The organism is Bordetella pertussis 18323, from assembly GCF_000306945.1.
GTDB classification, from domain to species: domain Bacteria; phylum Pseudomonadota; class Gammaproteobacteria; order Burkholderiales; family Burkholderiaceae_B; genus Bordetella; species Bordetella pertussis.
Window position 1 is genome coordinate 1,754,457 of the sequence record NC_018518.1, and the last position, 25,277, is coordinate 1,779,733.

At 69.0% G+C, this 25,277-nt stretch carries 20 protein-coding genes and 2 pseudogenes; 16 read left to right on the forward strand and 6 right to left on the reverse strand.

All coding sequences use genetic code 11. The features are described 5' to 3' along the window. Window positions 1-326: 326 nt before the first annotated feature. From BN118_RS08265 to BN118_RS08310, 11 genes and pseudogenes are all read left to right on the forward strand, one after another. Window positions 327-1,468 (forward strand): annotated as a pseudogene (locus BN118_RS08265) (formylglycine-generating enzyme family protein). A 55-nt stretch (window positions 1,469-1,523) separates the two neighbouring features. Then, window positions 1,524-2,492 (forward strand): AAA family ATPase, encoded by a 969-nt coding sequence (locus BN118_RS08270; protein WP_014905716.1) that lies wholly within the window; start codon window positions 1,524-1,526, stop codon window positions 2,490-2,492. An 8-nt stretch (window positions 2,493-2,500) separates the two neighbouring features. After that, entirely contained in the window at window positions 2,501-3,442 is a 942-nt protein-coding gene (locus BN118_RS08275) for a DUF58 domain-containing protein (RefSeq protein ID WP_010930479.1), read from the forward strand. Beyond that, window positions 3,439-3,929, forward strand: a pseudogene (locus BN118_RS19465) (DUF4381 domain-containing protein). Before BN118_RS08275 ends, BN118_RS19465 begins: the two are co-directional and overlap by 4 nt. Next, on the forward strand, window positions 3,916-4,926 hold the full coding sequence (locus tag BN118_RS08280) for a vWA domain-containing protein (protein ID WP_010930478.1): 1,011 nt from the start codon (window positions 3,916-3,918) through the stop codon (window positions 4,924-4,926). The pseudogene BN118_RS19465 and the gene BN118_RS08280 overlap by 14 nt, the downstream one beginning before the upstream one ends. Beyond that, on the forward strand, window positions 4,917-6,431 hold the full coding sequence (locus BN118_RS08285) for a VWA domain-containing protein (protein WP_010930477.1): 1,515 nt from the start codon (window positions 4,917-4,919) through the stop codon (window positions 6,429-6,431). Before BN118_RS08280 ends, BN118_RS08285 begins: the two co-directional genes overlap by 10 nt. Then, window positions 6,428-7,774 (forward strand): BatD family protein, encoded by a 1,347-nt coding sequence (locus BN118_RS08290; RefSeq protein WP_010930476.1) that lies wholly within the window; start codon window positions 6,428-6,430, stop codon window positions 7,772-7,774. The genes BN118_RS08285 and BN118_RS08290 overlap by 4 nt, the downstream gene beginning before the upstream one ends. 2 nt (window positions 7,775-7,776) lie before the next feature. Next, window positions 7,777-8,811: an HAD family hydrolase gene (locus BN118_RS08295; protein ID WP_010930475.1), complete on the forward strand. Its 1,035-nt coding sequence runs from the start codon at window positions 7,777-7,779 to the stop codon at window positions 8,809-8,811. A 49-nt stretch (window positions 8,812-8,860) separates the two neighbouring features. Continuing rightward, the gene (locus BN118_RS08300) at window positions 8,861-10,486 is read left to right on the forward strand and encodes an arylsulfatase (protein WP_041166167.1); all 1,626 of its coding nucleotides are present in this window, start codon (window positions 8,861-8,863) and stop codon (window positions 10,484-10,486) included. 78 nt (window positions 10,487-10,564) lie between these two features. Continuing rightward, a complete protein-coding gene (locus BN118_RS08305) occupies window positions 10,565-11,059 on the forward strand; it encodes a hypothetical protein (RefSeq protein WP_322746509.1) in 495 nt (164 codons plus the stop codon). 81 nt (window positions 11,060-11,140) lie between these two features. Then, complete coding sequence (locus BN118_RS08310) at window positions 11,141-12,091, forward strand: IS481-like element IS481 family transposase (RefSeq protein WP_014905499.1); 951 nt, start codon at window positions 11,141-11,143, stop codon at window positions 12,089-12,091. Here BN118_RS08310 and BN118_RS08315 read toward each other — a convergent pair. Then, on the reverse strand, window positions 12,088-12,561 hold the full coding sequence (locus BN118_RS08315; RefSeq protein WP_010930538.1) for an Lrp/AsnC family transcriptional regulator: 474 nt from the start codon (window positions 12,559-12,561) through the stop codon (window positions 12,088-12,090). The genes BN118_RS08310 and BN118_RS08315 overlap by 4 nt on opposite strands. A gap of 140 nt (window positions 12,562-12,701) precedes the next feature. On the opposite strand from BN118_RS08315, the gene BN118_RS08320 reads away from it, so the two are divergent. After that, window positions 12,702-13,661 (forward strand): nucleoside recognition domain-containing protein, encoded by a 960-nt coding sequence (locus BN118_RS08320; RefSeq protein WP_010930539.1) that lies wholly within the window; start codon window positions 12,702-12,704, stop codon window positions 13,659-13,661. 1 nt (window position 13,662) lies between these two features. Here the strand turns inward: BN118_RS08320 and coaBC are convergent, their stop codons facing one another. The 4 genes from coaBC to BN118_RS08340 form a co-directional block, all read right to left on the reverse strand. Continuing rightward, on the reverse strand, window positions 13,663-14,871 hold the full coding sequence (gene coaBC / locus BN118_RS08325) for a bifunctional phosphopantothenoylcysteine decarboxylase/phosphopantothenate--cysteine ligase CoaBC (protein WP_010930540.1): 1,209 nt from the start codon (window positions 14,869-14,871) through the stop codon (window positions 13,663-13,665). Between the two features lie 104 nt (window positions 14,872-14,975). After that, on the reverse strand, window positions 14,976-15,482 hold the full coding sequence (gene lspA, locus BN118_RS08330; protein ID WP_014905718.1) for a signal peptidase II: 507 nt from the start codon (window positions 15,480-15,482) through the stop codon (window positions 14,976-14,978). Between the two features lie 2 nt (window positions 15,483-15,484). Further along, window positions 15,485-18,346, reverse strand: a complete 2,862-nt coding sequence (ileS, locus tag BN118_RS08335; RefSeq protein ID WP_014905719.1) for an isoleucine--tRNA ligase — start codon at window positions 18,344-18,346, stop codon at window positions 15,485-15,487. Beyond that, entirely contained in the window at window positions 18,336-19,301 is a 966-nt protein-coding gene (locus BN118_RS08340) for a bifunctional riboflavin kinase/FAD synthetase (protein WP_010930543.1), read from the reverse strand. Before BN118_RS08340 ends, ileS begins: the two co-directional genes overlap by 11 nt. Before the next feature lie 59 nt (window positions 19,302-19,360). Here BN118_RS08340 and purN point away from each other — a divergent pair, with 59 nt between their 5' ends. Together purN and BN118_RS08350 are read left to right on the forward strand one after the other, a co-directional pair. Beyond that, a complete protein-coding gene (gene purN / locus BN118_RS08345; RefSeq protein WP_014905720.1) occupies window positions 19,361-20,038 on the forward strand; it encodes a phosphoribosylglycinamide formyltransferase in 678 nt (225 codons plus the stop codon). Window positions 20,039-20,136: 98 nt separating this feature from the next. Beyond that, window positions 20,137-21,087, forward strand: coding sequence for an IS481-like element IS481 family transposase (locus BN118_RS08350; RefSeq protein WP_005012067.1), 951 nt, complete (start codon window positions 20,137-20,139; stop codon window positions 21,085-21,087). On the opposite strand, the gene BN118_RS08355 is transcribed toward BN118_RS08350, so the two are convergent. Continuing rightward, window positions 21,084-21,458, reverse strand: coding sequence for a hypothetical protein (locus BN118_RS08355; protein WP_010930545.1), 375 nt, complete (start codon window positions 21,456-21,458; stop codon window positions 21,084-21,086). The genes BN118_RS08350 and BN118_RS08355 overlap by 4 nt on opposite strands. A gap of 261 nt (window positions 21,459-21,719) precedes the next feature. Between BN118_RS08355 and BN118_RS08360 the strand changes: the two genes are divergently transcribed. Further along, a complete protein-coding gene (locus tag BN118_RS08360; protein ID WP_003812548.1) occupies window positions 21,720-22,928 on the forward strand; it encodes a DesA family fatty acid desaturase in 1,209 nt (402 codons plus the stop codon). Beyond that, window positions 22,925-25,225: a UvrD-helicase domain-containing protein gene (locus BN118_RS08365; protein WP_003812546.1), complete on the forward strand. Its 2,301-nt coding sequence runs from the start codon at window positions 22,925-22,927 to the stop codon at window positions 25,223-25,225. Before BN118_RS08360 ends, BN118_RS08365 begins: the two co-directional genes overlap by 4 nt. Window positions 25,226-25,277 lie beyond the last annotated feature (52 nt).

A 25,277-nucleotide genomic window follows, 5' to 3' on the forward strand; every position in this document is an offset into this window, starting at 1 on the left:
TGCGTAGGAAGCCGGACGGACGAGCAGCCAGGCGGCGGATGGCATCCGGAGCATGAGGGGCTGGTCGGTGGATGCGCGCTGGCTCGCTGCCTGCCCGCCGAGTTTCTGCCGATTCCCCAGGGCCGTCAAGCCAGCGCGCAAGGTTACCGATTGCCCCAAAGTTGATGACAACCGAAAACAAAACTGGGTATCCTGCCAGGGTCGAATATCTCCCTGGGCGCGGATCGGGGGACATTCAGCTGGATCTGGCAAGCCTTGGCGGTACCGTGTTGGCGCTGGCGCCTCTATGGGGCGCTCCGTTCTCAGACGCGTGACGGAGAAGGGCAGTGAAGCAGCAGCTGAAGATCGCATTGGCCATGGCGGCCATCGTGGGCGCCGCGGGCGCGCTGGGCGCCTATGTGGCGAGCACGTCCGATGCGCCGCAGGCGCCCGCAGTCAGGCTGGGCGACGGCAAGGCGGGGCCGGCCGACATGGCCTGGATTCCCGGCCACCAGTTCCTCATGGGCAATGACCACAAGCTGTCGCAGCCCAATGAGCGGCCCGCGCACCAGGTGCGGGTCAGCGGGTTCTGGATGGACGTGCACGACGTCACCAACGCGCAGTTCCGTCGCTTCGTGCAAGCCACCGGCTACCTGACGACCGCCGAACGCAAGCCGCGCTGGGAAGACCTGCGGCCGCAGCTGCCACCCGGCACGCCGCGTCCGGACGACAGCCAGCTGGTGCCCGGCGCCATGGTGTTCGTGGGCACCCAGAGCGAGGTCTCGCTGCGCGACTATTCGCGCTGGTGGCGCTTCGTTCCGGGCGCCAGCTGGCGCCATCCGCAAGGGCCGGGCAGCGGCATCGACGGCAAGGACGACCACCCGGTCGTGCAAGTGTCGTACGGAGACGCGCAAGCGTATGCCCGCTGGGCCGGCAAGCGCCGCCCACCGAGGCCGAATGGGAATTCGCCGCGCGCGGCGGGCTGGAGCAGGCCACCTACACCTGGGGCGACGAGCTGCTGCCGCAGGGCCAGGCCATGGCCAACATCTGGGATACCCGCCAGCAGCAGCCGTTTCCGGTCGTCAAGGACGAGAAAGTGCAGGTTGGCACGACGCCGGTGGGCAGCTTCGCGCCCAATGGCTATGGCCTTTACGACATGGCCGGCAATGTGTGGCAATGGACGGCCGACTGGTACCGGGCCGACGCGTTCCGGATCCAGGCCCAGTACCGCGAACCCCCGCTCGATCCGGCCGGCCCCGCCGACAGTTTCGACCCGGACGACGGCAATGTGCCGGCCGCCGCGCCCAAGCGCGTGACGCGCGGCGGTTCCTTCCTGTGCAGCGACACCTATTGCATCAGCTACCGCGCCAGCGCGCGGCGGGGCACCGATCCGCTCAATCCCATGTCGCACCTGGGCTTTCGAACGGTGATGACGCCCGAGCAATGGAAGCTGGCCCAGGCCCGCCAAGGCCGCGTCGCCAGCCGCTGAGCCGGCGCGCGCCGGTCGCCGGCGCGGGCCGTTTCGGATACACACAGGAGCATGCATGGCCAATCGTGATGGCATTGTGGCGTTGGAACAGGCGGTGTCCGCGGCGGTGCTGGGGCAGGCGGCGGTGATCCGCCATGTGCTGGTCGCCCTGCTGGCCGACGGCCACGTATTGCTCGAAAGCCTGCCGGGCCTGGCCAAGACGCGCACGGTCAAGGCGCTGGCGGCGCACCTGGACGCGACCATGCGGCGCATCCAGTTCACGCCCGATCTGCTGCCTTCGGACATCACCGGCGCCGACGTGCTGCAGCAGGACGCCGACGGCCGCCAGCGCATCGAATTCCAGCAGGGGCCGCTGTTCGGCAACCTGGTGCTGGCCGACGAGATCAACCGCGCGCCGGCCAAGGTGCAATCGGCCCTGCTGGAGGCGATGGAAGAGCGGCAGATCACGGTGGGCGGGGTGACGCGGCCGATGGCGCCGCTGTTCATGGTGCTGGCCACCCAGAACCCCATCGAGCAGGAGGGCACGTATCCGCTGCCGGAAGCGCAGATGGACCGTTTCCTGATGAAGATCCGGCTGGATTATCCGGCCGCCGACGACGAGATCGCGATGCTGGCCTTGCTGCGCGCCGCGCCCCAGCCCGGCGCGGCCGGCGCGACGCGGCTCGCGCAGGAGGAATTGTTCGCCTGCCGGGACGCGGCGGCCGCCCTGTATGTGGCGCCGGCGGTCGACCGCTACATCGTGGACCTGGTCAACGCGACGCGGCGGCCGGCCGACTACGACGCCGAGCTGGGCCGCTGGATACAGATCGGCGCCAGCCCGCGCGGCGCCATCGCGCTGGACCGCGCGGCGCGCGCGCATGGCTGGCTGGCCGGCGCCGACTTCAGTTCGCCCGACGATGTGCGCGCCGTGGCGCATCCCGTGCTGCGCCATCGCCTGCACCTGTCGTACGACGCGGTGGCCGACGGCGTCACGGCCGAACAGGTCATCGACCGGCTGCTGGACACCGTGGCCGTGCCCGCCTAGGAACGCCGATGCCGCGCGCCGCCCATCCCGTCCACCCGCCGTTGCCCGAACTGATGGCGCTGGAAGAGGCCGTGGGCGGCCTGTCGTTCGTGGCCGGCCAGCCGCTGGGCAGCGTGCTGGCGGGCCTGCACGGCTCGCGGCTGCGCGGCCGCGGGCTGGACTTCGCCGAACTGCGGCGCTATGTGCCGGGCGACGACTTGCGCCAGCTCGACCCGCGCGCGTCGCTGCGCTACGGCAAGCCGTACGTGCGCGCCTATACCGAGGAGCGCGACCGGCCCGCGATGATCGTGGCGGACCAGCGCATGAGCATGTATTTCGGGTCGGTGCACGCCTTCAAGTGCGCGGTGGCGGCCCGTCTGGCGGCGCTGGCGGCCTGGACCGCCTATCGCGGCGGCGACCGTGTCGGCGGCCTGGTGTTCGACGACGACGGCGTGCGGGCGTTTAAGCCGCTGCGCAGCCGCGACCGGGTGCAGGCGCTGCTGGCGGAAGTGGCGCGCGCCAACGCCGGGCTGTCCGCGGGGCGGCCCGAGCGGCCGGCGGGCGCCGGACTGAACGCGGCGCTGCGCGGCGCGCTGGCGCATGCGCCGCACGATTGCCTGGTGTGCATCGTGAGCGACTTCGCCGGCGCCGACGCCGAGACCTTGCGCACCCTGCGCCTGCTGGCGCGGCATAACGACGTGGTGGCGATGCTGGTGTTCGATCCCATGGCGCAGGATCTGCCGCGCCGCGGCCGGCTGGTGGTGACGCAGGGCGAATTGCAGCTGGAGATCGCCGTGGGCCGGCAGCGCGAGCGCCAGCCGCTGGCCGACTTCTTCAGCGGCCGCCTGCGCGAAGTGGCCGACCTGCTGCGGCGCAGCCGCGTGCCGCTGCTGTCGATCGACACGGCCGAGGACGAAGTGGTGCAACTGCGCCGCGCGCTGGGGCGCCTGCAGACGGGAGCACGGCGATGAGCGACGCGCTGCCCGGCCTGGACCAGTTGCAGGAGCTGCCGCTGCCGGCGGCGGTGCCGTATTGGCCGCAGACCTGGGGCTGGGCGGTGCTGGCGGCGCTTGTGCTGGCCGGCGCGGCATGGGCCGGCTACGCGGGCTGGCGGCGCCGGCGGCGCAACCGGTACCGGCGCCAGGCGCTGGCCGAGCTGCAGCGGCTGGCGCGCGCCGCGGCCGCCGATCCGCTGGCCGCGCGCGCCTTGCCGGGCCTGCTCAAGCGGACCGCGCTGGCGGCCGGCCAGCCGGCCGTGGCGCCGCTGGGCGGCCAGGCGTGGCTGGCGCGCCTCGCGCAGGATGCCGCAGGCGCCGCGTTCCCGGACGACAGCGCGCGCATGCTGGCGCTGCTGGCCTATGCGCCCGATGCCGTCGTGCGGGCACTGGACGCGCCGGCGCTGGCGCGCCTGTTCGCGGCCAGCGCCGCTGGGTGGAGAGCCATCATGTGGCGGCTTGAGTATCCCTGGCTGCTCGCCGCCGCGCCGCTGGCGCTGGCGGCCTATCGCTGGCTGCCGGCCTACGTGCAGGGCCGGCAGGCGTTGCGCCTGCCTTTTTTCGACGCCATGGCCACGCTGACCGGCAAGTCGCCCACGCGCCCGGGCGTGCAGCGCGGCCGGGCCCAGTTGTGGCTGAACGTCGCCGTGTGGCTGCTGCTGGCGCTGGCGCTGGCGCGTCCGCAATGGGTCGAGCCGCCGCTCACGCACGTGGAGCCCATGCGCGACATCCTGCTGGTCGTGGATATCTCGCAGTCCATGGACAGCGAGGATTTCCGCGATGCGCAGGGCCGGCCGGCGTCGCGCTGGCAGGCGGTCCAGGCGGTGGTGGGCGACTTCATCGACAAGCGGCCGGACGACCGGCTGGGGCTGATCGTGTTCGGCGCCGGCGCCTACCCGCAGGCGCCGCTGACGCGCGACCACGCCGCGCTGCGCCTGCTGCTGCAGCGCACGGCGGTGGGCATGGCCGGACCCAACACCGCGCTGGGCGACGCCATCGGCCTGGGCATCCGCATGCTGGACCACGCCGGGGAGCGCGACAAGATACTGATCCTGCTGACCGACGGCAATGACACGGCCAGCGCCGTGCCGCCGGCGCGCGCGGCCGAGCTGGCCGCGCAGCATCGGGTCGTGGTGCACACCATCGGTATCGGCGACCCCGCCGCCAGCGGCGAGGACCGGGTGGATTTCGACGCCTTGCGCGACATCGCGCGCATCGCCGGCGGGCGTTTCTTCCGCGCCCGCGACCAGGCGTCGCTGCAGGAGGTGTACGCCACGCTGGATCGCATCACGCCGCACGAAGTGCGCACGCTGCGCCACCAGCCCAAGCGCGAGGATTTCTGGATGCCGCTGGGCGCGGCGCTGGCGTTGCTGGCGCTGTGGCATGGCGGGGCGGCCCTGGCCGCCTGGCGCTCGGCGCGCCCGGACCGGCGGGCGCGCCGGGAGGACGCATGGACATAGACCTGAGCGCCTTCCATTTCCTGCGCCCGTGGTGGCTGCTGGCCGTGCCGCTGGCCGCGCTGCTGTGGTGGGCGCGGCGCGGCGAGCGCGGCGCGCCCGGGCGCGACCTGCGCATCGCGCCGGCGCTGCTGCCGTATCTGGTGCTGCGCACGCCGGGCAGCCGCGGGCCGCGTCCCATCGATGCGCTGGCGCTGTTCCTAGCGCTGGGCGGCGTCGCCGCGGCGGGGCCCGCCTGGCAGCGCGACGAGCCGGCCTACCTGGACAACGTGGCGCCGCTCATCGTGGCGCTGGATCTGTCCGCTTCCATGGACGGCGCGGACGTGCCGCCCACGCGGCTGGAAGCGGCCAGGCGCGTGCTGCGCGACCTGGCGGCGCGGCGCGCGGCCGCCCGCACCGGGTTGATCGCCTATGCGGGCAGCAGCCATCTGGTGCTGCCGCCCACCGACGACGCGGCCTTGCTGGACCTGTTTGCGCAGGCCCTGGCCACCGGCCTGATCGAGCGCCCGGGCCGCGACGCCGACGGCGCGATTGCGCTGGCCGCACAGGCCCTGGCGGCCGAGCGCGCCGGCGGCACCTTGCTGATCCTGACCGACGGCGCCGACCGCGCGCGCATGGACGCCGTGCGCCGGCAGGCCCAGGCCGCGCGCGACATGCAGGTGCTGGTCATGGCGGTGGGCGTGAACGGCATCGATACGCAGGCCCTGCAGGAGCTGGCGCGCGCCGCCGGCGCGGCGTTGGGCAGCCTGACGGGCGGGCCGGACGACCAGGACTGGATCGCGCTGCATGCGCAGGCGCATTTCCGGGCGGTGCAGGATGCGCAGTCCGGGCCGGTGCATTGGAAGGACGCGGGATACTGGCTGTGCTGGCCATTGGCCTTGCTGGCCCTGCTGGCGGTGCGCCGCGGCTGGAGCGTGGCCTGGAGCGCCGGCGTGCTGGTCGTGGCCATGGCCGGCATGCCGCAGCCGGCGCGCGCCGATGCGCTGGCCGATGCCTTCCTGACCGCCGATCAGCAGGGCCGCCGGGCCTTCGAGCACGGACGCTACGACGCAGCGGCGCGGCATTTCCATGATCCGAACTGGAAAGGCCGGGCGGCCTACCAGGCCGGCGATTACAGGGCCGCGCTGGCGGCATTCTCGACCCTGCCCAGCGCCGAGGGCTATTTCTATGTCGGCAATACCCAGACGCGCCTGCATCGGTACGACGCCGCGCTGGCGGCCTACGACAGGGCGCTGGCGCTCAGGCCGGGCTGGCAGCCGGCCGTGGTGAACCGCGGCATCGTCGCGCGCCTGCTGGCCGCCATGGCGCAGACGCAGCAGGACCAGCCGGCCGAGCCGCCGGACCGGACGATTGCCGACCGGAGCGCGCAGGCGGGCAAGATGAGCCAGGCGCCGGTGGCGCAGGCCGGCTCGGAAGAGGCCTGGCTGCGCAATCTGACGCTGTCGCCGGCGCGTTTCCTGCGCAGCAAGTTCGCCGTCGAGGACGCGGCGGCCGGAACGCGGCCATGAGGCGCTGGCTGCCGCTCGCCTGCGCGGCCTTGCTGGCATTGGGGCTGGCCGGCGCGCCGCGCGCCCAGGACGCGCCGCCGCTGCGCGTGACGGCGCGCCTGCCCGCAGGCGCGCAGGCGCAGGCTGGCGCCACGCTGCGTCTGGAGCTGGATGTGATGACCACCACCTGGTTCACACAGCCGCCGCGGCTGCCCGCGCTGACGCTGCCGGGCGTGATGGTGACGCCGCCGTCGGGCGAAGGCGAACTGGTGCGCGCCGAACACAACGGCGTGGCGTACAGCGGGCTGCGCTACACCTATCTGCTCAGTCCCACCGCCGCGGGCCAGGTGCAGGTGCCGGCGCTGGCGGTCAGCGCCGAGGTGGGGCCGGGCAAGACGCCGGCCAGCGCCAGCAGCGCGCCGCTGTCGTTCACCGTCGGCGGCGCGGCGGGCGCGCAGCCGGCGCCGCACGGCGCGCTGACGGTGTCGCAGGACTTCGCGCTGGCGCCGGACCCGCTGGTGGCCGGCGGCCGGGTGACGCGCAGCATTACGCAGCGCGCCGAAGGGGTGCAGGCCATGCTGCTGCCGCCGGCGCCGTTGGCCGATGCGCCCGGTTTCAAGCGCTATGCGCGCGAACCGGAGGTGACCACGCTGACCGATGGCCGTGGCGGTTTCGTGGGCGGGCAACGTATCGATCGCGCCGATTACGTGGCCGAGCAGGCCGGCGAGCTGAGCCTGCCAGCGGTGACGCTGGCCTGGCGCGACGGCGCCGGCGGGCAGCCGCGCCAGCAGGCGCGGCCCGGCCGCACCTTCGCGGTGGCGGCCGCGCCGGCCGTCGCGCCGCCGTTCTCGCTGACCGACGATCTGGCCCGGCTGCGCCACGGCTTGCGCTGGGTGCTGCCGGCGGCCTGGCTGGCCTGGGCCGCCGGCGGTGCGCTGGCCTTGCTGGTGCTCTGGCTGGGCTGGCCCTGGTGGCGCCAGGGCCTGTGCCGGCTGCGCGCGGCGGCGCTGCGCCGGCGGGCGCGGCGGCGGGCCGGCGAGCCTTGGCACTGGCGCGCCTGGCGCCGCGAGGCGCGGCGCGACAGCGGCACGCTGAGCGCGTTCTACCGCTGGCTGGCGCTGGCCGCCGGCGCGCCCGATCTGCGCGGCGCCACGGCGACGCTGGACGAGGCGGCGCAAGGCGCGGCGGCAGCCGCGCTGCGCGACGCCTATGGCCGCGCCCCGGCCCGGGCCGGCTGGCGGGTCCGCCTGGGCATGGCGTCACGGCAATGGCGCGGCAATTGGCGGGCGCGCCGCGCCGCCGCGCCGGCGCATGGCCTGCCCGAGGTTCTCAACCCCGCGCGCGCCGCGCGCCCAAGGAGCTGACGATGGACAGACATACGACCGAGGGCTGGCGCCGCTGGGCGGCGCGCCTGGGCGCGGCCGCCATGGCCCTGCTGCTGGCCGCCTGCGCGGCGCCGCGCCAGCAGGCCGCGTCCGTCGACGAGCTGCCGTCCTGGAACGACGGACCGTCGCGCACGGCCATCGTCGAGTTCGTGCGCGCGGTCACGCGCTCCGGCGGGCCGGATTTCGTCGCCGCCGACGAACGCATCGCCGTGTTCGACAACGATGGCACGCTGTGGAGCGAGCAGCCCATGTATTTCCAGATGCTGTTCGCGCTGGACCGCGTCAAGAGCATGGCCCCGCGCCATCCCGACTGGGCGCGCCGCCAGCCGTTCAAGGCCGCGCTCCAGGACGACCACGCGGCGCTGGCCAAGGGCGGCGACGTGGCGTTGATGAAAATCGTCGGCGCCACGCACACCGACATGAGCACTGACACCTTTACCCGCAGCGTCAGGTACTGGGCCTCGACCGCCCGCCATCCGCGCTTCGACCGCCTCTATACGGAGCTGACCTTCGCGCCCATGCGCGAACTGCTGGACTACCTGCGCGCCCACGGCTTCAAGACCTACATCGTCTCCGGCGGCGAGACCGAGTTCATGCGGTCCTGGACGCAGCAGGCCTACGGCATCCCGCCCGAGCAGGTCATCGGCTCCAGCTTTGTCACGACTTATGGCGTGCGCGACGGCGAGCCCACGCTGTGGCGCCACGGCAAGCTGGAGTTCAACGACGACGGACCGGGCAAGCCGGTGGCGATCCAGCGCTACATCGGCCGGCGCCCGATCCTGGCGTTCGGCAATTCGGACGGCGACCTGCAGATGCTGCAATGGACCGCGGCCGGCGACGGCAAGCGTTTTGCCGGCCTGGTGCATCACACCGACGCGCAGCGCGAGTGGGCCTATGACCGCGACTCCAGGATCGGGCGGCTCGATCGCGCGCTGGACGAGGCGCGGCGGCAGGACTGGACCGTGGTGGACATGAAGACGGAGTGGAAGCGCGTATACGCATTCGAACAACCCTGAAGTTTGTTGACTTGGCGGCACAAGGCCCTGTCGGGCGAGGAGAGCAGTCATGAATGCAAGACGATGGTTGACGGCGGCGCTGGTGGCCGCCGGAGGGCTGGCCATGGCGGCCGGCGCGCACGCACAGGCCCAGGGCGAGGCGGCCAAGCCGCAAGCCTCCGGCAAACCGCCCAATATCCTGGTGATCTTCGGCGACGATATCGGACAGGCCAACATCAGCGCGTATACGCGCGGCGTGGTCGGATACACCACGCCCAATATCGACCGTATCGCCAAGGAAGGCATCATTTTCATGGACTACTACGCCGAGAACAGCTGCACGGCGGGCCGGTCCTCGTTCATCACCGGCCAGTCGCCGCGGCGCACCGGCCTGTCCAAGGTCGGCGTGCCCGGCGTCGACGTGGGCCTGCAGGACCGCGACGTCACCATCGCGCAGGCGCTCAAGGCGCACGGCTACGTGACCGCGCAGTTCGGCAAGAACCACCTGGGCGACCGCGACGAATACCTGCCCACCAAGCACGGCTTCGACGAATTCTTCGGCAACCTCTATCACCTCAACGCCGAGGAAGAGCCCGAGCGGCCATACTGGCCCCAGGACCCCAAGGATCCGGTGGTCAAGGCGTACAAGCCGCGAGGCGTCATCAAGGCCAGCGCCGACGGCAAGATCGAGGACACCGGCGCGCTGACCTCCAAGCGCATGGAGACCATCGACGACGAAACCGTGGGCGCCGCGCTGGACTACATCGACAAGCACGGCAAGGGCGACAAGCCATTCTTCGTGTGGATGAACACCACGCGCATGCACATCTATACGCATATCCGGCCCGAGCACCAGGGCAAGAGCGGGATGCCCGGCAACGACTACGCCGACGGCATGTGGGAGCATGACCAGGACGTCGGCAAGCTGCTCAAGAAGCTGGACGACCTGGGCATCGCCGACAACACCATCGTCGTCTACACGACCGACAACGGGCCCAACCAGTTCAGCTGGCCGGACGCCGCCACCACGCCGTTTCGCAACGAGAAGGACTCGAACTGGGAAGGCGCGTTCCGGGTGCCGGCCATGGTGCGCTGGCCCGGCCATATCCCGGCGGGCGTGACCAAGAACGGCATGGTGTCCGGGCTGGACTGGTTCCCGACGCTGCTGGCCGCGGCGGGCGAGGGCGACATCAAGGAAAAGCTGCTCAAGGGCTGGAGCGCCGGCGGCGGCAAGGATTACAAAGTGCACCTGGACGGCTACAACCAGCTCGAGTACCTGACCGGCAAGAGCGACAAGAGCGCGCGCAACGACTTCTATTACTTCAACGACGACGGCCTGCTGGTCGCCATGCGAATGGAGAACTGGAAAATCGTGTTCTGCGAACAGCGCGCGCCCGGCGGCTTCGACGTGTGGAAGGATCCCTTCGTGTGCCTGCGGGTGCCCAAGGTGTTCAACCTGAGGATGGACCCCTACGAGCGCGCCGATATCGTGTCCGACCAGTACTACGACTGGCTGTCCAAGAACGCCTACCTGGCTTTCATCGGCTCGGCCAAGGCCTCGGAATTCCTGGAGACCTTCGTCGAGTGGCCGCCCAGCCAGCGTCCTGCCAGCTTCAGCGTGGACCAGGTGCAGGAGGAGGTGGATCGCAAGATCATGCAGTACTTCGAAGAGCAGAAGAAGAAGCAGGGCAAGTAGGCGCGGGCGGGCGCGGGCGGGCCCCGCGCCCGCTTGCGTCGCGCACGCCATGGGCATGTCTTTTACGGATCACTCGACATGAGCAGTACACCCTTGCGGGCCGGGCGCGCGGCGGCGCCGCCGCGCGCCGAAGCGCGGCCGCTGGCCGGACTGTGGGCGCCGGCCCTGTTGCTGGCGCTGTCCGGCACCGCGGCGCTGATATTCCAGATCCTGTGGATCAAGCAGTTGTCGCTGATCGTCGGCGTGGAAGTGCACGCCATCGCGCTGGCGCTCAGCGCCTTCTTCCTGGGACTGGCGGCCGGCGGCTGGTGGCTGGGGCGCCGGGCCGACCGCAGCCTGCGCCCGCTGCGCCTGTACGCGGCCATCGAGGCCGGCGTGGCGGTCCTGGCGCTGGCGGTCACGCTGGCGCTGGCGCGCGCCGCGCCGCTCTTCGTGCAGGGCGAGCAGTACAGTCCCTGGCTGGCCTGGCTGGCGGTGCTGCTGCTGGTGGGCGCCGCGCCGTTTCTCATGGGCGGCACCTTGCCGGTGCTACTGCGTATTGACAGTTCACAGCTAGCTGTGAAGATTCAATAGGTTGTATGCATGGTTCATCCGAACCGGATTTGAGAAACTGGAAATCGCCAACCCCCCAGTTCACTCAAGGAGCCCGGCCGGATGAACACCCATAAGCATGCCCGATTGACCTTCCTACGTCGACTCGAAATGGTCCAGCAATTGATCGCCCATCAAGTTTGTGTGTCTGAAGCGGCCCGCGCCTATGGGGTCACCGCGCCGACTGTGCGCAAATGGCTGGGCCGCTTCCTGGCTCAGGGCCAGGCGGGCTTGGCCGATGCGTCCTCGCGCCCGACGGTCTCGCCCCGAGCGATTGCGCCGGCCAAGGCGCTGGCTATCGTGGAGCTGCGCCGCAAGCGGCTGACCCAAGCGCGCATCGCCCAGGCGCTGGGCGTGTCAGCCAGCACCGTCAGCCGCGTCCTGGCCCGCGCCGGTCTGTCGCACCTGGCCGACCTGGAGCCGGCCGAGCCGGTGGTGCGCTACGAGCATCAGGCCCCCGGCGATCTGCTGCACATCGACATCAAGAAGCTGGGACGTATCCAGCGCCCTGGCCACCGGGTCACGGGCAACCGACGCGATACCGTTGAGGGGGCCGGCTGGGACTTCGTCTTCGTGGCCATCGATGACCACGCCCGCGTGGCCTTCACCGACATCCACCCCGACGAGCGCTTCCCCAGCGCCGTCCAGTTCCTCAAGGACGCAGTGGCCTACTACCAGCGCCTGGGCGTGACCATCCAGCGCTTGCTCACCGACAATGGCTCGGCCTTTCGCAGCCGCGCCTTCGCCGCGCTGTGCCATGAGCTGGGCATCAAGCACCGCTTTACCCGACCTTACCGCCCACAGACCAATGGCAAGGCCGAACGCTTCATCCAGTCGGCCTTGCGTGAGTGGGCTTACGCTCACACCTACCAGAACTCCCAACACCGAGCCGATGCCATGAAATCCTGGCTACACCACTACAACTGGCATCGACCCCACCAAGGCATCGGGCGCGCTGTACCCATCTCCAGACTCAACCTGGACGAATACAACCTATTGACAGTTCACAACTAGCGCGGCGCCGCGGGCACGGCGACCACGGGCTCGTCCTTGACGGTCTGCATCACGATGTGGGTGTAGAACGCCTGCACGTTGTCGTCCTGGTCGAACAGGCGGTCGGCGAACGCCAGGTATTCGTCCATGTCGCGCATGTGCACGATCAGTACGCACGAGACCTCGCCGGTGACCATATAGCATTGGGTGACGGCGGGCTCGAGCGCGACCTGCTCCATGAAGGTGCGGCGGTATTCCGAGCCATGGCGGGCGAATTCCAGGGTGACGATGGCCGAAAGCGGGCGCTCGACGCGGGCCGGGTCCAGCACGGCGACGATACGGCGGATGACGCCGTTTTCCTTCAGCCGGGCCACGCGCCGCAGGCACGCCGAGGCCGACAGCCCGACGCGCTCGGCGAGCACGGCGTTGGAGATATCGGCGTCGCGCTGCAAAATCCCAATAATGCGGTGGTCTATGGCATCAAGTTGCATGGTTATGCAATTTTATTCTGCTGTTGTCCATATGATCGTTGATTCGGCTGCTTGCAGGCAATAAATCGCTGCCTCATTGTGTCGCATCCGGGCTATGCTGTCAGCTGTCATTTCCGTTCATTCAGCCCTGTTCATTCATCGTGCCATATCTGTCGGGTCTCATGCGGCGCAGCGGCCGCCTGTTCTTAACTTTGGTCAAGGTCATGCTGCCTGTCATGATCGCCGTCCAGGCAGCGCAGGCGTGGGGCTGGATCGATATCCTGGGCCAGGCGTTCGCTCCGGCCATGGGTTTGCTGAATCTGCCCGCCGAGGCCGGCATGGTATGGATGACGGGCGCGTTCGTGGGGATCTACGGCGCCATCGCGGCGCTGATCAGCTTGGCGCCGGCGCTGGAGCTGACCGGCGGCCAGTTCAGCGCCCTGTGTTCCATGCTGCTGTTCGCCCATGCTCTGCCGGTGGAGCAGGCCATCGTGCGGCGCGCCGGCGCCAGTTTCTGGGCCACGGCGGCGCTGCGCGTGGGGGCGGCGCTGGGCTACGGCGCGGCGGTCTCGTGGTTCTGCCACGCCACCGGATGGCTCGATGAGCCGGTGTCGCTGCAATGGCTGCAGTCAACCGCGCTGGCCGGCGAGCAGGCCGGCGGCATATGGGCCTGGGTGCGCGGCACCGCCGTGTCGCTGTCGTTCACCTACCTCATCATCCTGGCGCTGCTGGTGGCGCTGGACGTCATGGAACGCACCGGCATTACCCGCGCCATCACGGTGGCGCTCACGCCGGTGCTGCGCGTTTCGGGCCTGGACCCGCGCGTCACGCCGGTCACCATACTGGGCGTGCTGCTGGGGCTGTCCTACGGCGGCGCGCTCATCATCGAAGAGGCGGAGAAACAGCAACTGGAAGCCCGGCCGCGCTTTCTGGCGCTGGCCTGGCTGTCGCTGTCGCATTCGCTGATCGAGGATACGGTGCTCTTGATGGCGCTGGGCGCCAACGGCTGGATCGTGCTGGTCGGCCGCCTGCTGGTGACGCTGGTGGTCGTGGCCATCCTGGCGCGGATGCTGGGCGGGGGCGGCGCGGCGCGCCGGCCCCTGGGCGCGCCGGCAGGCTGACTCAGGGCCTGGCCGGGGCGGGCAGGCGCGCGGCGATCTCGGCGATCAGGCGCCGCGCCGCATCCAGCTTGGCCGCGGCGGGCAGGGGGTGCACCCCGTGCTCGTCGAACAGCACCAGCTCGGTGGTGTCGGCGTCCATGACCTTGTGCGCCAGGTTGCCCACCAAGAGCGGAATGCCCTTGCGCAGGCGCTTGGCTTCCGCATGCTCGGCCAGCTTTTCGGTTTCGGCCGCAAAACCCACGCACCAGGGCCCGCTCGCCAGCTTGGCGACCTCGGCCAGGATGTCCGGGTTGGGTTCGAATTCCAGCGCCGGCGCGCCGCCGCCTTCGGTGGTCTTCTTCAGCTTCTGCTCGCTGACGTTCTTGACGCGCCAGTCGGCCACGGCCGCCACGGCGACGAAGATGTCGGCGTCGTTGGCGTTGGCCATGACCGCGTCGTGCATCTGCCGCGCCGTGGTCACGTGCAGAGCCGTGACGCCGCGCGGAATGGCCAGCGCGGTGGCGCCGGTGATCAAGGTGACCCGGGCCCCCGCTTCGTGGGCGGCGCGCGCCAGGGCGTAGCCGGTCTTGCCGGACGAGCGGTTGCTCAGCACGCGCACCGGATCGACGGGTTCGGAGGTGGGGCCGGCCGTCAGCAGCATGTGGCGGTCCGCCAGCACCTTGGGCTGGAACGAAGCGATCAGGTCGGCGAGCAGTTCGTGGGCTTCCAGCATGCGGCCGGTGCCGGTTTCGCCACAGGCCTGTTCGCCGGCGGCCGGGCCCAGCACGGTAATGCCGTCGGCGCGCAACTGCGCCGCATTGCGCTGGGTAGCCGGGTTGGCCCACATTTCACGGTTCATGGCGGGCGCCACCAGCAAGGGGCAGGCGCGCGCCAGGCACAGCGTCGAGAGCAGGTCGTCGGCCAGGCCGTGCGCCAGCTTGGCCATGAAGTCGGCGCTGGCGGGGGCGATCAGCACGGCGTCGGCGCCGCGCGTCAGGTCGATGTGCGCCATGTTGTTGTCGACGCGGGCATCCCAGGCGTCGACGAAAACCGGCCGGCCGGATAGCGCCTGCATGGTGACCGGCGTAATGAAGTGCGTGGCGGCCTCGGTCATGACGACATCGACGACCGCACCCTGTTCGGTCATGCGGCGCACCAGTTCGGCGATTTTGTAGCAGGCGATGCCGCCGGTCAGGCCGAGGACAATGCGTTTGCGGGCGAGATCGAGCATGGCGGGAAAAGGGCGCGGCGGCGCCGCCTGTCAAAGTGGTGGAGGAAAGGGCGGTTGGACCGATTTTATGCGCTTTGCCGCGGCGACGGGGCCGGACGCCCCGGTCAGTCCTGCGCGGTCGGCCGCTTGCGCGCCCGCAGCAGCTCGTCGACGACCAGCAGCACGGCGCCGCAGGTGATGGCCACGTCGGCCAGGTTGAATGCGGGATAGTGCCAGTCGCGCCAGTAGAACAGCAGGAAGTCCACGACATGGCCGTAGGCCACGCGGTCGATCACATTGCCCAGCGCGCCGCCCATGATCAGCGTCAGGGCCAGGCTGAAGCGCGGCTGGCCGGCGGTGCGGCGCAGCAGCCAGACGATGACGATCGAGGCGCCCACGCCCAGCGCGGTGAAGAACCAGCGTTGCCAGCCTTCCTCGGAAGCGAGAAAGCTGAATGCCGCGCCCCGGTTGTACAGCAGCGTGAAGTCGAAGAACGGCAGTACGTTGAGGCGTTCGCCGTACTGGAAGGCGCCGTCGAAGTACAGCTTGGTCGCCTGGTCCAGCACGATGATGAGGGCGGCCGCGGCCAGCCAGGGGGCCAGTCGCGGCGCGGCGGCGCGGGCCTGCGTCATGGTCAGGCCCGCGTGCGCGGCTCGCCGGCGCCGAACAGGTTGCTCACGCAGCGGCCGCAGATCTCGGGATGGTCGGCGTCCTGGCCGACGTCCGGGCGCCAGTGCCAGCAGCGCTCGCACTTTTTGTGCCCCGACGCGGCGATCTCGATGCGCAAGTCGTCGGCGTCGGCATGCACGGTGGCGCGCGAGACGATCAGCACGAAACGCAGGTCATCGCCCAGGCTGGCCAGGATGTCGTGGTCGGCCGCGTTGGCGTACAGGTCCACTTCGGCCTGCAGCGACGAGCCGATGGCGCCGGCCGAACGCACCTCTTCCAGCTTGCGCTGCACCTCCGCGCGGATGGCGCGCAGGCGCGTCCACTTGGCGGTCAGGGCCTCGCCGTCGGCAAATGGCGGCAACGCGTGATAGACCTCGGTGAAGATGGTGACGCGCGGGGCGTCGGCCTGCTTGGCCAGCGCCGAGCCGGCCAGGATCTTCCAGGCTTCCTCGGCGGTGAACGAGAGGATGGGCGCCATCAGCTTGAGCAGCGTCTGGGTGATGTCGAGCAACGCGGTCTGCGCCGAACGGCGCGCGGCGCTGCCGGCAGCCGTCGTGTACAGGCGGTCTTTCAGGATGTCCAGGTAGAACGCGCCGAGGTCTTCCGAGCAGAACGTCTGCAGGCGGGAGACGGCGGGATGGAAATCGTAGCGTTCGTAGTGGCCCTGGACTTCGGCCTGCATCTGCGCGGTCATCGCCAGCGCGTAGCGGTCGATTTCGAACAGCTCGCCATACGGCACGGCCTGGCCGACCGCGTCGAAGTCGGCCACGTTGGCCAGCAGGAAGCGCAGCGTGTTGCGGATGCGGCGATAGCTTTCGACCACGCGCTTGAGGATCTCGTCGGAGATCGACAGCTCGCCCGAGTAGTCGGTGGAGGCGACCCACAGGCGCAGGATCTCGGCGCCGAGCGAATCGGACACTTTCTGCGGCGCGATGACGTTGCCGACCGACTTGCTCATCTTGCGGCCCTGGCCGTCGACCACGAAGCCGTGCGTGAGCAGGCCCTTGTAGGGGGGATGGCCGTACAGCATGCAACCGGTCAGCAGCGACGAGTGGAACCAGCCGCGGTGCTGGTCCGAGCCTTCGAGGTAGAGGTCGGCGGGCCAGGCCAGTTCGGCGCCGTGCGAGCCGCCCAGCACGCCGTCCTTGCCGCCCAGCACCGTGGCATGGGTCGAGCCCGAGTCGAACCACACGTCCAGCGTGTCGCGGTTCTTTTCGTACAGCTCGGCTTCGTCGCCCAGCAGTTCGCGCGGATCGAGCGATTGCCAGGCCTCGATGCCGCCTTTCTCGACGCGCTGCGCGATTTGCTCCAGCAGCTCGACGGTGCGCGGGTGCAGCTCGCCGGTTTCCTTGTGCACGAAAAAGGCCATCGGCACGCCCCATTGGCGCTGCCGCGACAGCGTCCAGTCGGGGCGGTTGGCGATCATCGCATGCAGGCGCGCGCGGCCCCAGGCGGGGTAGAAGGCGGTGGCGTCGATGCCGGCCAGGGCGCTTTCGCGCAGGCTCGGGCCGCCGTCGCGCGGCTTGACGTCCATGCCGGCAAACCATTGGCTGGTGGCGCGGTAGATGACCGGCGTCTTGTGGCGCCAGCAATGCATGTAGCTGTGCGACAGTTTCTGGACCAGCATCAGCGAGTCGGCCAGCTTGAGCGCTTCGACGATCCTGGGATTGGCGTCCCAGATCGACAGGCCGCCGAACAGCGGCAGGCTGTCGACGAACTTGCCGTCGCCCATGACCGGGCCGAGGATGTCGCTGTCCACCAGGCCGTGTGCCTTGCACGACACGAAGTCTTCGATACCGTAGGCGGGCGCCGAGTGCACGACGCCGGTGCCGGTGTCCAGGGTGACGTAGTCGCCCAGGTAGATGGGCGAGGTGCGGTCGTACCCTTGGGCGGCGGCGGCCAGCGGATGGCGAAAGCGCAGGCCTTCGAGGGCCTCGCCCTTGGCGGTGGCGATGATCTCGCCTTCCAGCCCCCACGCCTTCAGGCTGGGTTCGACGCGTTCCTGCGCCAGCAGCAGCAGCGGACCGTGCACCGGCGCGGGCGTGACGCGCACCAACGCGTAGTCGATCTCGGGGTGCACGTTGAGCGCCTGGTTCGACGGAATGGTCCAGGGAGTGGTGGTCCAGATGACAATGGCGCCGGCGTCGACCTCGTCCAGGCCGAAGGCGCGCGCCAGCGCGCCGCGGTCGGTGAACGGAAAGGCCACATCGATGGCCGGATCGACCCGGTCGGCGTACTCGACCTCGGCCTCGGCCAACGCCGAGCCACAGTCGAAACACCAGTTGACCGGTTTCAGGCCGCGGAACACATAGCCTTTTTCCAGAATGCGGCCGAGCACGCGGATCTCGTCGGCCTCATTGCTGAAGTTCATCGTCAGGTAAGGGTTGTGCCAGTCGCCCAGCACGCCCAGGCGCTTGAAGTCCTTGCGCTGGCGATCGATCTGTTCGAGGGCGTAGGCGCGCGCCTTGGACTGGACCTCGGTGACTGGCAGGTGCTTGCCGTATTTCTTTTCGATCTGGATCTCGATCGGCATGCCGTGGCAGTCCCAGCCCGGCACGTAGTGCGCGTCATAGCCCGCCATGTTGCGGCTCTTGACGATGATGTCCTTGAGGATCTTGTTGACGGCGTGGCCGATGTGGATGTCGCCGTTGGCATAGGGCGGGCCGTCATGCAGCACGAAGCGCGGACGGCCGCGGCTGGCGGCGCGGATGGCCTGGTAGACCTGGGTTTCTTCCCATTCGGCAACCCAGCCAGGCTCGCGCTTGGCCAGGTCGCCCCGCATCGGGAAGGGAGTGTCGGGCAGATTGAGGGATTTTTTATAGTCCATGAACGGCAAAATAGGCGCGCGCGTTTTGCGCGTCTTGAGCGATGGCGGCAGTCAGGGAGGGGAGATCGGCGAATTTTTCTTCGTCCCGCAGCTTGTGCAGGAACTCGACTCGCACGAGTTTACCGTATGCGTCGAGGCTCTCGTCGAGCAGGTGGGCTTCGAGCAGCACCCGGCCGCGGTCTTCGACCGTCGGACGCACGCCCAGGCTGGCCACCGCCGGCAAGGGCCGGTCCTGCAGGCCGAGCACGCGCACCACGTAAATGCCCGAGCGGGTGGCGCAGCGCGGCGCCACCCGCAGGTTCATGGTCGGGAAGCCCAGTTCGCGGCCCAGTTTCTGGCCATGGATGACATGGCCGCTGATATGGAACGGCTGGCCCAGCAGTTGCGCGGCGCGGTCCAGGTCGCCCACCGCCAGGGCGGTGCGCACCTCGGAGCTGGAAATGCGGTGGCCCTGGCGGTCGGTGATGTCGGCCAGGGTACAGACTTCGAAACCGTGCGTCAGGCCCGCTTCGCGCAGCAGGTCGATGTCGCCGCTGCGCTTGTGGCCATAGCGGAAATCCTCGCCGACCAGCAGCCAGCGGGTCTGCAGGCCGGCCACCAGCAGGTCTTCGATGAAGGCGTTGGCCGACATTTCGGCCAGCCGGGCGTCGAAGCGCTCGACCACGACCTGTTCGATGCCGGCGGCCGCCAGCGCCTGCAGCTTGTCGCGCAGCCCGGAAATGCGGGTGGGCGCCAGTTCGGGGCGGCGGTTCAGGGTGGCGAAGTACTCGCGCGGGTGCGGCTCGAAGGTCATGACGGCGGGCACCAGGCCGCGCGCGCGGGCCTCCTGGCGCACGCGCGCCAGGATGGCCTGATGGCCGAGATGGACGCCGTCGAAATTGCCGATCGTCAGGGCGCACGGCGTGCGTTGCGAGGGCGGGGGCGGGTAGCGGTAGATGCGCAGCGATGGTTTCACGACCGAGAGTTTACAATTTTGGGTTGACCCGCTTTTGGAAAGTTTTCATCTTGCCGCAAATGTCCAATCCCAAGCGCCGCCTCGTCATCCTGATTTCCGGGCGCGGCAGCAACATGCAGGCCCTGGTGCAGGCGTGCCGCGGGCAGTCCTGGCCGGCCGAAGTGGCCGCCGTGATCGCCAGCCGCCCGGACGCCGCCGGCCTGGATTGGGCGCGCCAGCAAGGCATCGCCACCGCGGCCCTCTACCACAAGGACTACCCCAGCCGCGAGGCGTTCGACGCCGCGCTGGCCCAGGAGATCGACCGCCACGCGCCCGATTACGTGCTGCTGGCCGGATTCATGCGGGTGCTCACGCCGGGCTTCGTCAATCACTACGCGGGCCGGCTGGTCAATATCCATCCTTCGCTGCTGCCGGCGTTTCCCGGCCTGCATACGCATACGCATACGCATACGCATACGCATGCGCAGGCCCTGGCCACCGGCGTGCGCGCGCATGGTTGCACGGTGCATTTCGTGACGCCCGTGCTCGACCACGGCCCCATCATCGCGCAGGGCTGCGTGCCGGTGCTGGCGGGCGATACGCCCGAGGCGCTGGCCGGGCGCGTGCTCGAGGTCGAACACCAGGTCTATCCGGCGGCGGCGCGCTGGCTGGCCGAAGGAAGGGTCAGCCTGACCGCCGACCAGCGCGCCGACCGGCCTCGCACCCCGATTGCGGTCATTCGTATCGACCAGGTCTAGCTGTGAAGATTCAATAGGTTGTATGCATGGTTCATCCGAACCGGATTTGAGAAACTGGAAATCGCCGATCCCCCAGTTCACTCAAGGAGCCCGGCCGGATGAACACCCATAAGCATGCCCGATTGACCTTCCTACGTCGACTCGAAATGGTCCAGCAATTGATCGCCCATCAAGTTTGTGTGCCTGAAGCGGCCCGCGCCTATGGGGTCACCGCGCCGACTGTGCGCAAATGGCTGGGCCGCTTCCTGGCTCAGGGCCAGGCGGGCTTGGCCGATGCGTCCTCGCGCCCGACGGTCTCGCCCCGAGCGATTGCGCCGGCCAAGGCGCTGGCTATCGTGGAGCTGCGCCGCAAGCGGCTGACCCAAGCGCGCATCGCCCAGGCGCTGGGCGTGTCAGCCAGCACCGTCAGCCGCGTCCTGGCCCGCGCCGGTCTGTCGCACCTGGCCGACCTGGAGCCGGCCGAGCCGGTGGTGCGCTACGAGCATCAGGCCCCCGGCGATCTGCTGCACATCGACATCAAGAAGCTGGGACGTATCCAGCGCCCTGGCCACCGGGTCACGGGCAACCGACGCGATACCGTTGAGGGGGCCGGCTGGGACTTCGTCTTCGTGGCCATCGATGACCACGCCCGCGTGGCCTTCACCGACATCCACCCCGACGAGCGCTTCCCCAGCGCCGTCCAGTTCCTCAAGGACGCAGTGGCCTACTACCAGCGCCTGGGCGTGACCATCCAGCGCTTGCTCACCGACAATGGCTCGGCCTTTCGCAGCCGCGCCTTCGCCGCGCTGTGCCATGAGCTGGGCATCAAGCACCGCTTTACCCGACCTTACCGCCCACAGACCAATGGCAAGGCCGAACGCTTCATCCAGTCGGCCTTGCGTGAGTGGGCTTACGCTCACACCTACCAGAACTCCCAACACCGAGCCGATGCCATGAAATCCTGGCTACACCACTACAACTGGCATCGACCCCACCAAGGCATCGGGCGCGCTGTACCCATCTCCAGACTCAACCTGGACGAATACAACCTATTGACAGTTCACAGCTAGTTGCGCGGCACCACCACGATGGCGGCGCTGTCGCGCCGGGACGCGGGCTGGCGGGGTTGATGGGTGACCTCCCAGACCACCGTGTCCTGGCCCGGTTGCGTGCCCCGGTACACGATCTGCGTCACGGGCACCGCCGTGTGCGCGCAGCGCCCGCCCGGGCCGCTGTTGCCCTGGGACTGCACGACGGTGGCAGTGCCCAGGCGCGGCGGTTGCACGATGCGCACCAGCGGCGGGCGCAGCGACGCGCAATCGGCGCCGCGGATCTGGTAATACGATGCCAGCGTCACGTTGTCGCCCACCTGCACGGTGGGGCCGGCGGCCCAGGCGGCGGGCACGGCGAGGGCGAGAAGGGCGGGTAATAGGCGTAACATCGAGAATGGCCGGTGCGGATCAGGGTGTCAGCATACAGGTAGCCGGTTCTTTGTAGCAAAATGTATTATTGCTATGGTGCTGGCGGCCCTGCACCCTCATCTACAGGGTGGGCCAGTGGGCGGCAGGGGCTGCGCGCAACCCGACCAGATGCAGCTTAGTGCTTGATTTCCCTCAAAAACTATTTTGAAACCACGCTGTCATAAGGGCATCAGGTAGACTAAACTTTCAGCCACTTTACAAGTGAGGCTCCAAAAAGCTTTATGGATTCCATCCTTTCTTTCATTTCCGGCGGTCTGACCCAAGCCACTTGGTGGCAGATCGTGCTGTTCACCCTGGTCGTGACGCACATCACCATTGTGTCGGTCACGGTGTTCCTGCACCGCAGCCAGGCGCACCGCGGCCTGGACCTGCATCCGGCAGTGATGCATTTCTTCCGCTTCTGGCTCTGGATGACCACCGGCATGGTCACCAAGGAGTGGGTCGCCATCCACCGCAAGCACCATGCCAAGTGCGAGAAGGAAGGCGATCCCCATTCGCCGATGCTGTTCGGCATCTGGAAGGTGCTGTTCCGCGGCGCCGAGCTGTATCGCGAGGAGTCCGCCAACAAGGAAACCATGGCCAAGTTCGGCCACGGCACGCCCGATGACTGGCTCGAACGCAACATCTATTCCAAGCACAGCCTGGCCGGCGTGCTCACCATGCTGGCCATCGACCTGGCCCTGTTCGGGGCCGTCGGCCTGACGGTCTGGGCGGTGCAGATGGCCTGGATCCCGTTCTGGGCGGCCGGCGTGGTCAATGGCATCGGTCATTACTGGGGCTACCGCAACTACAACAGCCCGGACACCAGCACCAACGTGTTCCCGTGGGGCATCATCATCGGCGGCGAAGAGCTGCACAACAACCACCACGCGCACGGCACCTCGGCCAAGTTCTCGGCCAAGTGGTACGAGCTGGACATCGGCTGGGGCTATATCAGCATCCTGAAGTTCTTCGGCCTGGCCAAGGTCAAGAAGGTTGCGCCCAAGCTGAAGCTGGAATCGGGCAGCAAGGGCATCGACCTGAGCACGCTGCAAGGCGTGATCACGCACCGCTACGAAGTCATGGCCCGCTACGGCGACCTGGTCAAGCGCGCCGCGCGTGAAGAGCTGAGCAAGCTGAAGTCCTCGCGTCAGCAGGACGCCGCCAATTGCCGCTGGACCACGCTGCGCCGCGTGCGCCGCTGGCTGCACCGCAACGAGGAAGTCCTGCAGCCCGAGCAGCGCGCCGAAGTCGACCAGGCCATCGCCCAGAACCAGTCGCTGTCGACGCTGGTGCAGATGCGCCGCGAACTCGGCCGTCTCTGGGAAAGCTCCAGCGCCAGCAGCGAGCAGCTGTTGCATGACCTGCAGGCCTGGTGCCAGCGCGCCCAGCAAAGCGGCATCGCCGGGCTCGAGCAATTTGCTCTGCATCTGCGCCGCTACGCGGCATGATGCTGGAAAAGCTCAATCCTGAACAACGCGCTGCAGTAACGCTCGAACCGCAACACGCCCTGGTTCTCGCCGGGGCGGGCAGCGGCAAGACCCGCGTACTGACGACCCGGATGGCCTGGCTGATTCAAACCGGCCAGGCCAGTCCATTTGCGCTGTTGGCAGTCACCTTTACCAACAAGGCGGCGCGTGAAATGCTCACGCGCATGTCGACCCTGTTGCCGATCGACACGCGTGGCCTGTGGATCGGTACCTTCCACGGCCTGTGCAACCGCATGCTGCGCGCGCACCATCGCGACGCGGGCTTGCCGCAGGCATTCCAGATTCTCGATACCACCGACCAGCTGGCCGCCATCAAGCGCCTGCTCAAGGCGGGCAATATCGACGACGAGAAGTACCCGCCGCGCGATGTGCAGCGTTTCATCAACGGCGCCAAGGAAGAGGGGCTGCGTCCCGGCGACGTCGAGGCCTACGATCCGCACCGGCGCAAGCTGATCGAGATCTACCAGCTGTACGAGGCGCAGTGCCAGCGCGAGGGCGTGGTCGATTTCGCCGAGCTGCTGCTGCGCGCGTACGAGCTGCTGTCGCGCAACGCGCCGGTGCGAGAGCATTACCAGCGGCGCTTCCGCCATATCCTGGTCGATGAGTTCCAGGACACCAACACGCTGCAGTACAAGTGGCTGCGTCTGCTGGCGGGCACCGGGGCGGCGATTTTCGCGGTCGGCGACGACGATCAGTCCATCTATGCGTTTCGCGGCGCCAACGTCGGCAACATGGCCGACTTCGAACGCGATTACGCACATGGCCGTGTCATCCGCCTGGAACAGAACTACCGCTCGTACGGCCACATCCTGGATTCGGCCAATGCCCTCATCGGGCACAACACCGGACGCCTGGGCAAGAACCTCTGGACCGAACAGGGCGAGGGCGAGCCGGTGCGCGTCATCGAGCAGCCCTCCGACGGCATGGAGGCGCAATGGCTGGTCGACGAGATCCGCGCGTTGATCAACGACGGCCGCATGCGCAGCGAAATCGCCGTGCTCTACCGCAGCAACGCGCAATCGCGCGTGCTCGAGCATGCGCTGTTCTCGGTGGGCATCCCCTACAAGGTGTACGGTGGCCTGCGCTTCTTCGAGCGCCAGGAAATCAAGCACGCGCTGGCCTATCTGCGCCTGATCGCCAATCCGAACGACGACACCTCCTGGATGCGGGTGGTCAACTTTCCGACCCGCGGCATCGGGGCGCGCACGCTCGAGCAGCTCAGCGACGCGGCGCGCGCGCACGACACCAGCCTGTTCGGCGCGGTGGCCCGCGTCGGCGGCAAGGGCGGCTCGAATCTGGCGCAATTCGCGCAGCTGATCGGACAGATGGCGCACGACACGCGCGAGCTGCCGCTGCCAGAACTGGTGGACCATGTCATCGAGGCCAGCGGCCTGAAGGCCCACTACCAGACCGAACGCGAAGGCGCCGAGCGCCTGGAGAACCTCAACGAACTGATCACCGCTGCCACGGTGTTCGCGGCCGAGGAAAACTTCGAAGGCTTGCCGGCCGGCGTCGTGCCCGATCACGATGTGAGCGGCGCCCTGATGCCGGGCGTCGTCGATGCCCCGCAACCCGATACGCTGGGCGGCCTGACACCGTTGGCGGCTTTCCTGTCGCATGCGGCGCTGGAAGCCGGCGACAATCAGGCGCAGGTGGGCCAGGACGCGGTGCAGCTGATGACCGTGCACGCCGCCAAGGGCCTTGAGTTCGACGCCGTGTTCATCACCGGCCTGGAGGAAGGGCTGTTCCCGCACGAGAACAGCATCATGGAGCCCGCCGGCCTCGAGGAAGAGCGGCGCCTGATGTACGTGGCGATCACCCGGGCCCGGGAAAGGCTGTATCTCAGCCTGGCGCAAAGCCGCATGCTGCACGGCCAGACGCGTTACGCCATGCGTTCGCGTTTTCTCGAAGAAATTCCCGAGCAGCATCTGAAGTGGCTGAGCCCGCGCGCCGGCCTGCATCAGGGCGGCGGCTTCGGCGGCGCGGCGCCGGCCTGGAGCAGTCGCGGCGACGCCTTTGGCCGCAAGCCTACCGGCACTGCCGCACCTCGGCAGCCGCGTGGCATGGCCAGCGGCGTCACCGTGGGCGAGCAGCAGTTCCGGGTGGGGCAGGGCGTGCGCCACGCGCGCTTTGGCGACGGCACCATCATAGGCCTCAGCGGTTCGGGGCAGGACGCCCAGGCCCAGATCCAGTTTCGCGACGTGGGCGCCAAGACGCTGGCGCTGGGCATCGCCAAGCTGGACATCATCACGGCCTGAGCTTCGCGTCTTGCGCCCGCATCGGCTGGCGCAAGACGCGGCAGGGCCATTC

What these genes read in the sequence shown, in the direction of transcription:
- BN118_RS08270 (WP_014905716.1), top strand. Translation starts at nt 1,524, where the DNA reads ATGGCCAATCGTGATGGCATTGTGGCGTTGGAACAGGCGGTGTCCGCG.
- lspA (WP_014905718.1), bottom strand. Translation starts at nt 15,482, where the DNA reads ATGACGCAGGCCCGCGCCGCCGCGCCGCGACTGGCCCCCTGGCTGGCC.
- BN118_RS08290 (WP_010930476.1), top strand. Translation starts at nt 6,428, where the DNA reads ATGAGGCGCTGGCTGCCGCTCGCCTGCGCGGCCTTGCTGGCATTGGGG.
- purN (WP_014905720.1), top strand. Translation starts at nt 19,361, where the DNA reads ATGTCCAATCCCAAGCGCCGCCTCGTCATCCTGATTTCCGGGCGCGGC.
- ileS (WP_014905719.1), bottom strand. Translation starts at nt 18,346, where the DNA reads ATGGACTATAAAAAATCCCTCAATCTGCCCGACACTCCCTTCCCGATG.
- BN118_RS08280 (WP_010930478.1), top strand. Translation starts at nt 3,916, where the DNA reads ATGTGGCGGCTTGAGTATCCCTGGCTGCTCGCCGCCGCGCCGCTGGCG.
- BN118_RS08310 (WP_014905499.1), top strand. Translation starts at nt 11,141, where the DNA reads ATGAACACCCATAAGCATGCCCGATTGACCTTCCTACGTCGACTCGAA.
- BN118_RS08285 (WP_010930477.1), top strand. Translation starts at nt 4,917, where the DNA reads ATGGACATAGACCTGAGCGCCTTCCATTTCCTGCGCCCGTGGTGGCTG.
- BN118_RS08295 (WP_010930475.1), top strand. Translation starts at nt 7,777, where the DNA reads ATGGACAGACATACGACCGAGGGCTGGCGCCGCTGGGCGGCGCGCCTG.
- BN118_RS08355 (WP_010930545.1), bottom strand. Translation starts at nt 21,458, where the DNA reads ATGTTACGCCTATTACCCGCCCTTCTCGCCCTCGCCGTGCCCGCCGCC.
- BN118_RS08315 (WP_010930538.1), bottom strand. Translation starts at nt 12,561, where the DNA reads ATGCAACTTGATGCCATAGACCACCGCATTATTGGGATTTTGCAGCGC.
- BN118_RS08305 (WP_322746509.1), top strand. Translation starts at nt 10,565, where the DNA reads ATGAGCAGTACACCCTTGCGGGCCGGGCGCGCGGCGGCGCCGCCGCGC.
- BN118_RS08360 (WP_003812548.1), top strand. Translation starts at nt 21,720, where the DNA reads ATGGATTCCATCCTTTCTTTCATTTCCGGCGGTCTGACCCAAGCCACT.
- BN118_RS08350 (WP_005012067.1), top strand. Translation starts at nt 20,137, where the DNA reads ATGAACACCCATAAGCATGCCCGATTGACCTTCCTACGTCGACTCGAA.
- BN118_RS08365 (WP_003812546.1), top strand. Translation starts at nt 22,925, where the DNA reads ATGATGCTGGAAAAGCTCAATCCTGAACAACGCGCTGCAGTAACGCTC.
- coaBC (WP_010930540.1), bottom strand. Translation starts at nt 14,871, where the DNA reads ATGCTCGATCTCGCCCGCAAACGCATTGTCCTCGGCCTGACCGGCGGC.
- BN118_RS08275 (WP_010930479.1), top strand. Translation starts at nt 2,501, where the DNA reads ATGCCGCGCGCCGCCCATCCCGTCCACCCGCCGTTGCCCGAACTGATG.
- BN118_RS08300 (WP_041166167.1), top strand. Translation starts at nt 8,861, where the DNA reads ATGAATGCAAGACGATGGTTGACGGCGGCGCTGGTGGCCGCCGGAGGG.